The sequence below is a fragment of the Pantoea agglomerans genome, from assembly GCF_020149765.1.
GTDB lineage: Bacteria > Pseudomonadota > Gammaproteobacteria > Enterobacterales > Enterobacteriaceae > Pantoea > Pantoea alvi.
Window position 1 is genome coordinate 3,192,892 of sequence record NZ_CP083809.1, and the last position, 14,299, is coordinate 3,207,190.

A 14,299-nucleotide genomic window follows, 5' to 3' on the forward strand; every position below is an offset into this window, starting at 1 on the left:
TCACCATTCAATTTTCAGCCCTGAAAAAGGGGCACCAGGCGGATATGTTAAAGGCTGCGCATCATAGCACAGCCTGATTTTTTACAGAGCAGCGTAAATGTAAACGAGGATAACGCCTAGCGCCCGCCGCGGATCAGGCCGCCCAGGCCGCGCCGCTCCATAAAGGCGGCGACCAGATGGCGAACCTCCGTCGCGGTGTCTGCGCTCAGCCCCTGCTCGCTCAGCTTTTGCGTCTCTTCTTTATCCAGATGGCGCAGCAGATATTTTACGCGCGGCACGTTCTTGCCGTTCATGCTGAGATGGTGATAGCCCAGCCCCACCAGCAGCGCAACGCACATCGGATCGCCCGCCATTTCACCACAAAGGCAGAGTTCAAGATTCGCCAGACGGGCTTCGGTGGCAATCGCCTGCAGCGCGCGCAGCATCGCGGGATGCAGCGGATCGTAGAGGTTGGCGACGCGGGTATTATTGCGATCCACCGCCATCAGATACTGGGTGAGATCGTTGGTGCCGACCGAAACGAAATCGACGCGCGACTGCAGCTGCGGGATCATAAACAGCATCGACGGCACTTCAATCATCACGCCGATGCGCGGTTTAGGGATCGCATAGCCCAGCATCTCCTCCACTTCCCGCCCGGCGCGCTGGATCAGCCGCACCGCGTCGTCGATCTCGTCGATATGGCTGATCATCGGCAGCAGAATGCTGAGGTTGCCGGAGGCGGCGTTGGCGCGCAGCATCGCACGCACCTGCACCAGGAAAATTTCCGGCTGATCGAGCGTCAGGCGGATGCCGCGCCAGCCGAGGCAGGGATTCTCTTCGCTGATCGGCATATAGGGCAGCTGCTTGTCGGCGCCGACGTCGAGCGTGCGCAGGGTGACCGGCTTGTTATGAAACAGCTGCAGCATGCCCTGATACTGCGCCACCTGCTCCTCTTCGGACGGGAAGCCGTTCTGCAGCATAAAGGGAATTTCCGTGCGGTAGAGGCCGATACCGTCCACCCAGTTGTCGAGCGTCTGTTCATGTTCGGGGCTGAGGCCGGCGTTAAGCATCACCTGAATACGCTCGCCGCTTTTCAGCTCGCCCGGCTGATCCACCACCCCTTCCGCCATTTTGCTCAGCGCGTTCTCTTCGCTGATCAGGCGCTGATACTCCTGCACCAGCACCGGCTCGGGATCGATCAGCAGCTCGCCGCGATAGCCGTCGACAATCAGCAGGCGTTTATTTAGCTGCGCGGGCAGGATGTCGGCGCCCATCACCGTGGGGATGCCCATGGCGCGCGTCAGGATCGCGGCGTGCGAGTTAGCCGCGCCGTCGCGCACCACGATGCCCGCCAGCCGCTCGTGCGGCAGCTCCGCCAGCGTGGTGGCGGTAAGCTCGTCGGCCACCAGCACAAAGCGCTCCGGCCAGGCGTTGGTGCCGACCACCGAGTCATCAAGATGAAACAGCAGGCGCTGGCCCAGCACGCGCAGATCGCCCGCGCGCTCGCGCAGATAGCTGTCGCTCAGGCTGGCGAACTGGGCGGCGAATTTCTCAATAACCTTTTTTACCGCCCATTCGGCCACCGATCCCTGCTCGATCTCGTCGAACAGATCCTTTTTCAGGCGGGCGTCGGTTAGCAGGTGGGAGTAGAGATCGAAGATCGCCGCGCTCTCTTTCTGCACGCCGGCGGCAAAACGTTTGCTGAAGCGGCGGAATTCGCTGGCGGCTTCGCTCATCGCCAGCACCAGCCGCTCGCGTTCGCGCTGCACGTCGAGCGTCGAGGCGGCGGAAACCTGATCCAGCAGCGGCTGCGTTTCGTCGACCCAGCCTGGGGCAACGGCGACGCCCGGCGCGGCGGCGATGGCACGCACCCGCGTCTGGCGGAACTGGCCGAAGAGCTGGCCGAGCTGCGACTGCGACAGCAGCGTCGCCATCTGCGTCGCCAGCGTTACCAGGAAGGACTCTTCGCTCTCGTCGAACTGTCGGTGTTCGCGCTGCTGCACCACCAGCACGCCCAGCAGCTGGCGACGGCTGATGATCGGCACGCCGAGAAATGAGCGATAGCGCTCTTCTTTCACGGCAGGAATATATTTAAAGCTGGGGTGGCTTTGCGCATCCGCAAGGTTGATGGGTTCGGCGAGACGCCCCACCAGGCCGACGATCCCTTCATCGAACGCCAGCGTGACGGTGCGCCCGCGCGGCTTTTTCAGGCCGCGCGTGGCCATAAGGTAATAGCAATGGTGATCGTGATCCGCGAGATAAACGGAGCAGACCTCCGTATCCATCGCCAGGCAAATCTCATTGACCAGGATGTCGAGCGCGTCGTTAAGCCGCGGCGCGCCCGCCACCTTTTCTACTATTTCGCGCAACTGAGTGAGCATAAGGGCGTGGCCTATCCTCTTTTCCGTCGATGGGCTGGCGCGCTGCGCTGCTGCCCCGCACTCTCCTGCATCGACATTACCACGCCAGCGAATTCCTTCATTACGCGACGGTAGACGTCACGTTTAAAGGAGACAACCTGACGCACCGGATACCAGAAGCTTACCCAGCGCCAGCCGTCGAACTCCGGCGTGCTGCTGTGTTGCACATTGATATCCGCGTCACTGCTCATCAACTGCAGAAGAAACCACTTTTGTTTCTGGCCGATACACACCGGCTTCGTGTCCCAACGCACCAAACGTTTTGGCAATTTGTAGCGCAACCAGTTACGGGTAGATGCAAGTATTCGAACATCTTTACGGTGTAAACCCACTTCTTCGAACAGTTCGCGATACATCGCCTGTTCGGCGGTTTCACCGGGATTGATGCCTCCCTGAGGAAACTGCCAGGAGTGCTGTCCGAAGCGCCTGGCCCACAACACTTGTCCTTGCCTGTTACAGATTACGATACCAACATTCGGGCGGTAGCCATCATCATCGATCACTGGACTACCTCAAAGCTAAATTTGAATAGCCTGATTGTTTCACACTCCTTACAGGCGGTAAACCACTGGATTAACGGGAAGAACGCGGTGCTCAACCTGGATAACTCACAGTATTGGCCCGAGTTATAAACAATTAAGGCGGCAAAGCGCCGATCTTATTCACGTTTTCTGTGGATAGCTTTGTGCAGAACACGGGAATTAGCTGAATAAACTTTTATGGCCCTGAACCACCCCACAAATGAACAACCTGCTTTTAACCATTTAAAACATGAACTTAAATCACTCTTATTCAGAATTAAAATAGCTGATTTTGCGGTGAACGACGCGAAAGCGTTTTAGCTGGTTAAAGATCAAGCGACGCCGTTTTTATCCACAGACAATGCAGTAAACTTGCTCATCAGCGGATAAAAAAGCGGCTTTTCCGCCGAAGTCAAGGCTGTAAATGGAACCAGTAATGGGGATGAGGTGGGGTTATCCCACCGATCTGTGGATAACTCAGGCGAAGATCCTGTTCATTAATGCCCTCAGTCCGGGATAACCTTGTGCCGTAATGGAAAGTCAGCACCGGGGGCGATTAAAAAAGCGCGGCGAATCATGCTATTATCAACGCTCTTTATCCTGACGCCGCTGTGGGAAAAGTTGCCGGGAAAAAAATTGTCTATTTTTTGACCAGTTGAGTATTCGCTATGTTCCAGCTCCCTGATCCGCCCGAAAATGAATCTGTTCTCCTGGCTCGCGCCCATGCGCTGGCGGGCCAGACGCTGGCAGCCCTGGCCTCGCAGGCCGCCTTGCCGATGCCGGCCGATCTGAAACGCGATAAAGGCTGGGTCGGCATGCTGCTGGAGCGCTATCTGGGCGCCAGCGCAGGCAGCAAGGCGGAGCAGGATTTCGCCCATCTCGGTATTGAACTCAAAACCATCCCCATTGACGCCCAGGGCAAACCGCTGGAAACCACCTTTGTCTGCGTGGCGCCGCTCACCGGAAACAGCGGCGTAACCTGGGAGACGAGCCATGTGCGCCACAAGCTGGCGCACGTGCTCTGGATCCCGGTGGAGGGCGATCGCGCGATCCCGCTCGCACAGCGCCGCGTCGGCGCGCCGCTGCTGTGGAGTCCGAACGAAGAGGAGGATCGCAGGCTGCGCCACGACTGGGAGGAGCTGATGGATATGATCGTGCTGGGCCAGGTCGAACGCATCACCGCGCGCCACGGTGCCTGGCTGCAGATCCGGCCGAAAGCCGCCAACAGCCGGGCGCTGACCGAGGGCATCGGCGAACACGGCGAGCCGATTATGACGCTGCCGCGCGGTTTCTACCTGAAAAAGAGCTTCACCGCCCCGCTGCTGGCGCGTCATTTTTTACTGTAAGTTCATTGATGCGGATGCGTATAATCGCCGTTTAATTTTCGTTTAAGATTGAGTGTGCGCATGTTTGAGTGGATAACCGATCCCAACGCCTGGCTGGCGCTGGGCACGCTGACCATCCTCGAAGTGGTTCTTGGCATTGATAATATTATTTTCCTCTCTCTGGTGGTGGCGAAACTGCCTAAGCATCAGCAGGCCAGCGCGCGTCGTCTCGGCCTGATGGGCGCGATGCTGATGCGTCTCGCCCTGCTGGCCTCTATCGCCTGGGTCGCGCGGCTGACCCATCCGCTGTTTACCCTGTTCGATCACGCCTTCTCCTGGCGCGATCTGATCCTGCTCGGCGGCGGTCTGTTTCTGCTGTGGAAGTCGAGTATGGAGATCCATGAAACCATCGAAGGCGGCGAAGAGGAGCATAAAACCAATGTGCACTCCTTCCTGGGCGCTATCGTGCAGATCATGCTGCTGGATATTATCTTCAGCCTGGATTCGGTGATTACCGCCGTTGGCCTTTCCGATCATCTCTTTATTATGATGGCGGCCGTGGTGATCGCCGTGCTGATGATGATGTTTGCCGCGCGCGCCATCGGCGAGTTTGTCGATCGCCATCCGTCGATCAAAATGCTCGCCCTCTCCTTTTTAATTCTGGTGGGTTTTACCCTGATTCTGGAGAGTTTCGCGGTTCATGTACCAAAAGGTTACATTTATTTCGCCATGTTCTTCTCCATGGCCGTTGAGTGCCTGAACCTGATGCGCACTAAGAAAAGCGCGACGTAAAATGTCAAGGGCGGCTACGGGCCGCCCTTTTATTTTCAGATTCATGCGATAACGCAAAGCGCCAAAACGATTTATTACTACACTTTTTGCAGTTAATGCCGCTGGCCTCTGACGAGGCGACGCGGCCCACTGGCTGACGGGAGTGAGAGGAATAAGCGTGATGAAAGAGTTGGCGGGCGTAGCAGTGTTGATGTTTGCCGCCGTTACACTGAGCGGATGCAGTTCAGATTATGTAATGGCAACAAAAAATGGCCAGATGATTATGACGGAAGGCAAGCCGACCATTGATAAAGAGACCGGTCTGGTGAAATATACCGATCAGTCCGGCCATGAAGTGCAGATCAATGGCGACGAAGTGTCGACCATTATTGAGCGTTAAGTGCCATTTCAGCTCACCTGTCCCGCAATTTGTCCGGACAGGTGATTTCCCCGATTTTCCCCACTTCCTTCCCCGCTGATTCACGCGCTATAGTCCCACAGGACACACCATTACATTCCATAAAAATAAGGAAGACGGCTATGCACTATCACCGTATCCCCCATAGCACGCTGGAAGTGAGTCAGTTGGGGTTGGGAACCATGACCTTTGGTGAACAGAATAGCGAAGCCGACGCCCACGAGCAGCTCGATTTCGCCATCGCCAGCGGCATTAATTTTATCGATACCGCTGAAATGTATCCGGTGCCGCCGCGCCCGGAAACCCAGGGGTTGACCGAACAGTACATCGGCAGCTGGCTGAAGAAGCGCGGCAGCCGTGACAAGGTGATCCTCGCCAGCAAAGTGGCGGGCCCGTCGCGCGGCGCGGACGCGTCGATTCGCCCGAATCAGGCGCTGGATCGCAAGAATATCCGCGACGCGCTGGACGCCAGCCTGAAGCGCCTCAACACCGACTACCTCGACCTTTACCAGCTGCACTGGCCGCAGCGCCAGACCAATTACTTTGGCAAGCTGGGCTATCAGTACAGCGAGAACACCATTCCCGTTACGCTGCTGGAGACGCTGGAAGCGCTGGCCGAGCAGGTGCGTGCCGGTAAAATTCGCTATATCGGCGTGTCGAACGAAACGGCCTGGGGCGTGATGCGCTATCTGCAGCTGGCGGAGAAGCACGAGCTGCCGCGCATCGTGACCATTCAGAATCCCTATAGCCTGCTGAACCGCAGTTTTGAGGTGGGCCTGGCGGAAATCAGCCAGCATGAAGGCGTTGAGCTGTTGGCTTACTCCAGCCTCGCTTTCGGCACCCTGAGCGGCAAATATCTGAACGGCGCGAAACCAGCCGGGGCGCGCAATACGCTGTTCAGCCGCTTTACGCGCTACAGCGGCGAGCAGTCGCAGCTGGCGATTGCCGAATATGTGGCGCTGGCGCAGAAGCATCGCCTGGATCCGTCGCAGATGGCGCTGGCCTATGTGCGTCAGCAGCCGTTCGTCGCCAGCACCCTGCTGGGCGCCACCACGATGGAGCAGCTGAAGACCAATATCGACAGCTTCAACCTGACGCTGGACGCGGAGGTTCTGGAAGGGATTGAGGCGATTCACCGCCGCTACACCTATCCGGCACCTTAAGATGCGCAGAAGGCACAATGGCTTAGCAAGCGGATAGCCTTGCCCGCAGAGCAAAGCGTCCCGCGCCAGGGACAAAAACGCCGTGCGTTGGCCCGATACGGGCGCACCTCAGGGATGAGGTGCGTACTGGTTTTTCCCTGTCTGACTACAGCCCCAGCAGCAGCTGCCGCTCAAGCTGCGGATCGAGCAGCGTTACGTGCAGCCCGACCAGCCGCACGCCGCGTCCGGCGCGGCGCTCATCCCAGGTTTTGCGCGCCACCGCGATCAAATCCTCTTTGTTCAGCTCCGGCCAGATATGCTCCTGCGTCGTCAGCTGAAAATCGTTGAACTTCAGCTTCACCCCCTGCCGCGCGATCTGCCTGTCGGGCCGCACCTGCGTCAGGCGGCGCTCCAGCTCCGCGTAAAGAAAATCGATAATTTCCAGGCAGGCGTCCCAGCTGTGAATATCCTCCGCCAGCGTGCGCTCGACGCCGACGGATTTGCGCTCGCGCTCTACCACCACGCCGCGCTCGTCGATGCCGTGGCTGCGCTCCCAGAGCACGCGGCCAAACTTGCCGAAGCGCTTAAGCAGCTGCGCCACGTCGGCTTTCTGCACGTCGGCGCAGGTATGCAGCCCCATCTCCTCAAGCTTTTTCGTTGCCACCTTGCCGACGCCCGGGATCTTCGCCAGCGGCAGCGACAGCAGAAAGTCGGGCATCTCCTGCGGCGTAATAACGTACTGCCCGTCAGGCTTATTGAGATCGGAGGCGATCTTGGCGAGAAACTTAATCGGCGCGATGCCGGCCGAGGCGGTCAGCCCCGTCTCGCGCTGAATGGTGGCGCGGATCTCGCGGGCGATCAGCGTGGCGGAGCCGTGGCAGTGCGGGCTGTCGGTGACGTCCAGATAGGCTTCGTCCAGCGATAAGGGTTCGATTAAGGGGGTATAGCGCAGGAAAATCTCGCGGATCTGCTGCGACGCCTCTTTGTAGGCGTCAAAACGTCCCGGCAACAGCTTCAGATGCGGGCAGAGCTTTAGCGCCATGGCGGTGGGCATCGCGCTGCGTACGCCAAATTTGCGCGCCGGGTAGTTGGCGGTGCTGATCACGCCGCGCCGTTCACGGCTGCCGCCGATAGCAATAGGGATATCGCGCAGCGCCGGGTTGTCACGCATCTCCACCGCTGCATAGAAGCAGTCCATATCGACATGTATGATTTTCACGCTTGCCCGCCATCCGCTTTTCGTCACGCCTTATGATACTGTATAGATGTACAGATGCAAAAGCGCCGCCGTCAGTCCGCCGCGTCAGGCGGCTCTGAAAAGCGGATTTACCCCTCTTCGCCACTAAAGTTTACAAATTTCTGGCCGTCATATCTTGAGGAATACGCGAATTTACCGGGCGGCGTCTTGATAAAAAAACAGACAATGCTAATGTTGCGCTGCGGTAGCGGAGTTTTCCGATAATGCAAGTCCCAGACGCCTCTCGCGTCATCGTTCTCTTCACTCAAGGTATACACAGCATGGGCAAAATCGCACTTCTGTTTGCGATGATTTTGATGCCAGCCCTCAGCATGGCAATGACTCCCGAGCCGACGCAGCAGATGTCGACGCCGGTGAGCAAAGAATTAAAGAAACAGCTACTCGGCACGCCGGTCTATATTCAGATTTTCAAGGAAGAGCGCACCCTGGAGCTTTACGGCAAAATCGGCAACGAATTCCGCCTGCTTGATACCTACCGCATCTGTAACTTTTCCGGCGGCCTCGGCCCGAAGCGCCGCGAAGGGGATTTCAAAAGTCCGGAAGGTTTTTACAGCGTCAGGCTCAATCAGCTCAAGCCGGATAGCCGTTTCTATCGCGCCATCAACGTCGGTTTTCCTAACCAGTACGATCGCGAACACGCCTACACCGGCAACTACCTGATGATCCACGGCGACTGCAAGTCGATTGGCTGCTACGCCATGACCGACGCCTACATGGATGAGATCTTCACCTACGTGAACGCAGCGCTGCGTAACGGCCAGTCAGAGGTGAATATCAGCATCTTCCCGTTCCGCATGACCGACGCCAATATGCAGCGCCATCGCTACTCCACCTACGCCAGCTTCTGGCGCGAGCTGCAGCCGGGCTATGCCTGGTTTGCGAAATACCATCAGCCGCCAACGGTCAACGTTGCCAGCGGCAGCTACGTGATGAACAGCGGCAGCCCGGCGATCGTCAATCCCGAAGCCGCCTCTAAATCATTCCTGGCGCTCTCCAAGGCAGAATAACGCCCACTCGCCTGGCACGATCCGCTGCCAGGTTTCATTGGTCGTCAGCGGCTGCGTCGCAATCACCGTCACCACGTCGTTGGCGGTGGTGTGCTGCTGGAAATCGATCTCCACATCCTGATCGAGCAGCTGCGCTTTGCCAAAGGGCGCGCGGCGCGTGATCCAGTAGAGATTGGTCGAGCAGAACGCCATCAGATAGCGCCCGTCCGACAGCAGCATATTGAACACCCCTTTCTGCCGCAGTTCACCCGCCAGTTGCGCCACATAGCGAAATACCGCCGGCCAGTTGGCAGGCGTGCGCGGATAGCGCGTCGCCAGCTTGTGCAGGATCCAGCAGAACGCCTTCTCGCTGTCGGTTTCGCCGACCGGGCGAAAATGGCCGGTTTCCAGCTGGCGATAGCCCTTTAGCTGACCGTTGTGGGCATAGGTCCAGTTGCGTCCCCAGAGTTCGCGGGTGAAAGGATGGGTATTCTCCAGCGAGACCGGCCCGCGATTCGCCTGGCGGATATGCGCCACTACCGAATGGGACTTAATCGGATACTCCTGCACCAGCCGCGCCACAGGTGAGTTATAGCTCGGCAGCGGATCTTTAAAGGTGCGGCAGCCCCGATCTTCATAAAAGGTAATGCCCCAGCCATCTTTATGCGGCCCGGTTCCGCCGCCGCGCTGCACCAGGCCAGTAAAACTGAAACAGATATCGGTTGGAACGTTGGCGCTCATCCCGAGCAATTCGCACATAGCTACCGCCTTAGTCAGAAAAGCCGCCAGCCAGCAAGATGGCGGCTGAACCCTTACTTCACCATCTCTTTTTCGATCAGCAGCATCAGGATATGGATAACTTTGATATGGATCTCCTGAATGCGGTCGGCGTAGCCGAAGTGCGGCACGCGAATTTCGATATCCGCCGAACCGGCCATCTTGCCGCCATCTTTGCCGGTCAGGGCGATCACCTTCATGCCCTGCGCCCGCGCCGCCTCGATCGCCTTGATGATATTGGCGGAGTTGCCGGAGGTCGACAGCCCCAGCAGCACATCGCCCGGACGCCCTACCGCTTCGATATAGCGTGAGAAAACGTAATCGTAGCCGAAATCGTTGCTGACGCAGGAGAGATGGCTGACGTCAGAGATGGCGATCGCCGGGTAGCCCGGACGGTTTTCGCGGTAGCGGCCGGTCAGCTCCTCAGCGAAGTGCATGGCGTCGCAGTGCGAGCCGCCGTTGCCGCAGGAGAGCACTTTTCCGCCCGCTTTAAAACTGTCGGCCAGCAGCACCGCGGCGCGCTGGATGGCGTGAATATTCGCCTCGTCGCTAAGAAAGTTATTAAGCGTATCCGCTGCTTCATTCAGCTCGGAGCGAATGATGTCCTGGTACATAGGGATGTCCTTGTTAGTAAAAGAGTGACTTTGCAAGTTTAACGGAATGGCGGGTTGGCGCAAAGCGCGCGCCGCGCGAAAGCCTGCGCCGCCAGCGCAGCGGATTTAACGATTTTGTGAGTAAGGTTGTAATTGCGATGTAAACAAATTGCTAATTAACCGCCAGTGTCATACACCTCTACAGAGAACAGGTCAGACCTCTTACTACTTACGGAGCCGTGATTATGATGGTTGTGTCGATCCTCGCGACGCTGGTATTAATCAGCGCCCTCTTTTATCACCGCGTCTCTCTGGCGGCGAGCAGCGCAATTTTACTGTTGTGGACCGCCGCCTGGTCCGCGGCGCATATCTGGACGCCCTGGCTGCTGCTGCCGCTGGCGATCCTTCTGCTGCCGTTTAACCTCCCTTCCCTGCGCCGCTCGCTCTTTTCGAAACCGATGCTGCAGCGCTTCCAGAAGGTGATGCCGCCGATGTCGCGCACGGAAAAAGAGGCGATCGACGCCGGCACCACCTGGTGGGAAGGCGACCTGTTTCAGGGCAAGCCTGACTGGCAAAAGCTGCATAACTATCCGCAGCCACGCCTGACGCCCGCCGAACAGGCCTTTCTCGACGGCCCGGTGGAGGAGGCGTGCCGCATGGCGAACGATTTCGCCATCACCCATGAGATGGCGGATCTGCCGCCGGAGCTGTGGGCCTACCTGAAAGAGCAGCGTTTCTTCGCCATGATCATCAAGAAAGAGTATGGCGGCCTCGAATTCTCCGCCTATGCCCAGGCGCGCGTGCTGCAAAAGCTGGCGGGCGTGTCCGGCATTCTGGCGATTACCGTCGGCGTGCCTAACTCGCTTGGCCCAGGGGAGCTGCTGCAGCATTACGGCACCGACGCGCAAAAAGATCACTATCTGCCGCGTCTGGCGCGCGGCGACGAGATCCCCTGCTTCGCGCTGACCAGCCCGGAAGCGGGATCCGACGCCGGGGCGATCCCCGATACCGGCGTGGTCTGCATGGGTGAATGGCAGGGCAAGCAGGTGCTGGGCATGCGTCTCACCTGGAATAAGCGCTACATTACGCTGGCGCCGGTGGCCACCGTGCTGGGCCTCGCCTTTAAGCTCTCCGATCCCGATCGTCTGCTGGGCGAAACCGAGTCGCTGGGCATTACCTGCGCCCTGATCCCCACCAGCACGCCGGGCGTGGAAATCGGCAAGCGCCACTTCCCGCTTAACGTGCCGTTTCAGAACGGCCCGACGCGCGGCAAAGATATTTTCGTGCCGATCGATTTTATTATTGGCGGGCCGCAGATGGCCGGTCAGGGCTGGCGCATGCTGGTTGAGTGCCTGTCGGTGGGTCGCGGCATTACCCTGCCCTCTAACTCCACCGGCAGTTTGAAAAGCGTGGCGCTGGCCACCGGCGCCTATGCGCATATCCGCCGCCAGTTCAAAGTCTCAATCGGCAAGATGGAAGGCATCGAAGAGCCGCTGGCGCGCATTGCCGGTAACGCCTACGTGATGGACGCCGCGGCGACGCTGATCACCACCGGCATTATGCAGGGCGAAAAACCGGCGGTGCTGTCGGCGATTGTGAAGTATCACTGCACCCATCGCGGCCAGCGCGCCATTATGGACGCCATGGATATCGCGGGCGGCAAAGGCATTATGCTCGGCAACAATAACTTCCTTGCCCGCGCCTATCAGGGCGCGCCTATCGCCATTACGGTAGAGGGCGCCAATATTCTGACGCGCAGTATGATTATTTTCGGTCAGGGCGCCATCCGCTGCCATCCGTTTGTACTGAAGGAGATGGCGGCCGCCGCCAGCCAGGATCTTAACGCCTTTGACGCCGCGCTGTTTAGCCACGTCGGCTATGTCGGCAGCAACGCCGTGCGCAGCCTGTGGCTCGGCCTGACGGCGGGACGCGGCAGCGCCTCGCCGACGCGCGACGCCACGCGCCGCTACTACCAGCATCTTAATCGCCTTAGCGCTAATCTGGCGCTGCTGGCGGACGTGTCGATGGCGGTGCTGGGCGGCAGCCTGAAGCGCCGCGAGCGGATTTCGGCGCGCCTGGGTGATGTGCTGAGCCAGCTCTATCTCGCTTCTGCCACGCTGAAGCGCTATGACGATGAGGGCCGCCACGAGGCCGATCTGCCGCTGCTGCACTGGGGCGTGCAGGATGCGCTGCATCAGGCCGAGCAGGCGATTGAGGATCTGCTGCGCAACTTCCCCAGCCCGCTGGTGGCTGGCGCGCTGCGCATGATGATTTTCGCCGGCGGCAAGCACTGCCCGGCGCCGAGCGACCGCCTCGATCATAAGCTGGCGAAGCTGCTGCAGCTGCCTTCCGCCACGCGGACCCGTCTGGGGCGCGGCCAGTATCTGACGCCGAGCGAGCATAATCCGGCAGGCCAGCTTGAGCAGGCGCTGCAGGAGGTTATGGCGGCGGAAGCGATTCACGATCGCCTGTGCAAGCAGCAGAAAGAGCACTTCTCTTTCACCCGGCTGGATGCGCTGGCGCAGCGGGCGCTGAAAGCGGGCTGGATTAACGCCGCCGAGGCAGAGGTGCTGACGCGCGCCGAAGCGAGCCGTCTGCGCGCCATTAACGTCGATGAGTTTGACGCAGATGCGCTGGCGGTTCCGGTGAAACAGCCGGCGGTGAAGGCGGCGCGGGAGAGCGAGGCGGCGTAAACCTTAGCTGTCGATGTTGTCACTCGACAAAGCGCACAACAGTCCGTTAGCGGGTAACATGGACCGAAGAGCAAAGCGTCCCGCGACAAGGATGTCGCGGGCCGAGCCTGCAGGGATGCCTTGAGCGACTTTGCGATCGGGCCATGTTACCCGCGTTCGCGCGGAGTCAACCGACGCGGCCTGCCCTTACCCCGCCTGCCGAATACGCGCGATCAGCGCCTCGGCGTCCTCAATATGATCCGCCGCCAGAATCAGCGTGCGTCCCAGCGTAATGCAGCTGCGGATGCATTCGGTGCGCATTGCCTCATCCTTAATCAGCTTCATATCCGCCACGTGCGACATGCCGACGGTGCGGCGAATCAGCTCGGTGCCGCAGTAGCCGATGGTATCGGCCCACACCTTGCGCAGAAACGCCTGCGCATAGCCTGGAGAGGCGAGCGCCACGTCGCTGGTCTTCGCTTGCGCCAGCGCCAGGAAGCGCGCAGAGAAGGTATTCCACACCTCGCGCACGTCGTTGAGACGCAGCTCGCGCCCTTCCGCCGCCTCGCGCGGGGCCAGCAGCCCCGGCAGGCCGCAGTAGTTGATCAGCAGATTGCCCAGCGCCGTGCCGACGTCGAAGCCCATTGGGCCGAAATAGCCGAACTCCGCATCGATCGCCTTCAGGCTGTTGTCGGCGACGAAAATCGAGCCGCTGTGAATATCGCCGTGCAGCAGCGCTTCGGCATGGGCGAAAAAGCGGTGCTTCAGTCCGGCCACGGCGATGCGCAGCGTCTCGTCACCGCGCAGGCTGGCCACCAGCGGCTCCAGCGCCTGCGGGTAGCTGTTGCGCTCGTGATCGATATAGGGATCGTTAAAGAAGAGATCTTCGGTGATCTCGCACATTTCCGGGTTGATAAAGCGCGCCACTTGCGCTTTTTTCTGATGGGGATGCAGCACAAAATCGGAGGTATGGAACAGCGTCTGCGCCAGGTATTCGCCCAGCTGTGCCGCCGCCTGCGGATAGAACGCCCCCTTCACCAGCTCGCCGCGCCAGATGCGGTGGCTGGAGAGATCCTCCATCACCATCACCGCCAGCGTCTCATCATAGTGCGTTACCCTGACGGTGTGCTGCGGGCAATATTTGTAGTGTTCAATCAGGGTTTGCGCCTCCAGCCGCGCGCGGTCCAGCGTCAGCGGCCAGGATTCACCCACGCAGCGCACGTAAGGCAGCGCCTGCTTTACGATCACCCGACTGTTGCCCTGACGGTCGAAAATTTTGAAGACCAGGTTAAGGTTGCCATCGCCAATCTCTTCCGCCTCGACCAGCGAGGCGGGATCGTCCACGCCGCCAAACTGCCGGGCATACTCAACGGCGTCCGCCGCGGTGAAGGTACGGTATTGCGACATTGCCTTTCCTCTCATGCAAAACTGAAA

General features: G+C 59.4%; 12 protein-coding genes. 6 read left to right on the plus strand and 6 right to left on the minus strand.

The features are described from left to right. Positions 1-116: 116 nt before the first annotated feature. A complete protein-coding gene (ptsP, locus tag LB453_RS18025; protein ID WP_103795223.1) occupies positions 117-2,363 on the minus strand; it encodes a phosphoenolpyruvate--protein phosphotransferase in 2,247 nt (748 codons plus the stop codon). A gap of 11 nt (positions 2,364-2,374) precedes the next feature. Further along, positions 2,375-2,905, minus strand: a complete 531-nt coding sequence (rppH, locus tag LB453_RS18030) for an RNA pyrophosphohydrolase (RefSeq protein WP_033752842.1) — start codon at positions 2,903-2,905, stop codon at positions 2,375-2,377. Between the two features lie 686 nt (positions 2,906-3,591). Between rppH and mutH the strand changes: the two genes are divergently transcribed. The 4 genes from mutH (at position 3,592) to LB453_RS18050 (ending at position 6,600) form a co-directional block, all read left to right on the plus strand. Beyond that, the gene (gene mutH / locus LB453_RS18035; protein WP_224481542.1) at positions 3,592-4,269 is read left to right on the plus strand and encodes a DNA mismatch repair endonuclease MutH; all 678 of its coding nucleotides are present in this window, start codon (positions 3,592-3,594) and stop codon (positions 4,267-4,269) included. Between the two features lie 60 nt (positions 4,270-4,329). Next, positions 4,330-5,040: a TerC family protein gene (locus tag LB453_RS18040; RefSeq protein ID WP_103795225.1), complete on the plus strand. Its 711-nt coding sequence runs from the start codon at positions 4,330-4,332 to the stop codon at positions 5,038-5,040. A gap of 160 nt (positions 5,041-5,200) precedes the next feature. Next, positions 5,201-5,419 (plus strand): YgdI/YgdR family lipoprotein, encoded by a 219-nt coding sequence (locus LB453_RS18045; protein ID WP_103795226.1) that lies wholly within the window; start codon positions 5,201-5,203, stop codon positions 5,417-5,419. Between the two features lie 140 nt (positions 5,420-5,559). Then, on the plus strand, positions 5,560-6,600 hold the full coding sequence (locus tag LB453_RS18050; protein ID WP_103795227.1) for an NADP(H)-dependent aldo-keto reductase: 1,041 nt from the start codon (positions 5,560-5,562) through the stop codon (positions 6,598-6,600). A 145-nt stretch (positions 6,601-6,745) separates the two neighbouring features. On the opposite strand, the gene dinB is transcribed toward LB453_RS18050, so the two are convergent. Then, positions 6,746-7,777 carry a DNA polymerase IV gene (dinB, locus tag LB453_RS18055; RefSeq protein WP_103795228.1) on the minus strand — a complete coding sequence of 344 codons (1,032 nt, stop codon included), beginning with the start codon at positions 7,775-7,777 and terminating at the stop codon, positions 6,746-6,748. A gap of 320 nt (positions 7,778-8,097) precedes the next feature. Between dinB and dpaA the strand changes: the two genes are divergently transcribed. Next, positions 8,098-8,844: a peptidoglycan meso-diaminopimelic acid protein amidase gene (dpaA, locus tag LB453_RS18060; RefSeq protein WP_103795229.1), complete on the plus strand. Its 747-nt coding sequence runs from the start codon at positions 8,098-8,100 to the stop codon at positions 8,842-8,844. Here dpaA and LB453_RS18065 read toward each other — a convergent pair. Then, entirely contained in the window at positions 8,815-9,582 is a 768-nt protein-coding gene (locus LB453_RS18065; protein ID WP_103795230.1) for a class II glutamine amidotransferase, read from the minus strand. The two genes, dpaA and LB453_RS18065, sit on opposite strands and share 30 nt — an antisense overlap. Positions 9,583-9,635: 53 nt before the next feature. Continuing rightward, positions 9,636-10,214, minus strand: coding sequence for a D-sedoheptulose 7-phosphate isomerase (gene lpcA, locus LB453_RS18070; RefSeq protein WP_081141209.1), 579 nt, complete (start codon positions 10,212-10,214; stop codon positions 9,636-9,638). Between the two features lie 224 nt (positions 10,215-10,438). Here lpcA and fadE point away from each other — a divergent pair, with 224 nt between their 5' ends. Further along, a complete protein-coding gene (fadE, locus tag LB453_RS18075) occupies positions 10,439-12,886 on the plus strand; it encodes an acyl-CoA dehydrogenase FadE (RefSeq protein ID WP_103795231.1) in 2,448 nt (815 codons plus the stop codon). Positions 12,887-13,072: 186 nt separating this feature from the next. On the opposite strand, the gene mtnK is transcribed toward fadE, so the two are convergent. Beyond that, the gene (mtnK, locus tag LB453_RS18080; RefSeq protein WP_103795232.1) at positions 13,073-14,272 is read right to left on the minus strand and encodes an S-methyl-5-thioribose kinase; all 1,200 of its coding nucleotides are present in this window, start codon (positions 14,270-14,272) and stop codon (positions 13,073-13,075) included. Between the last annotated feature and the right edge of the window lie 27 nt (positions 14,273-14,299).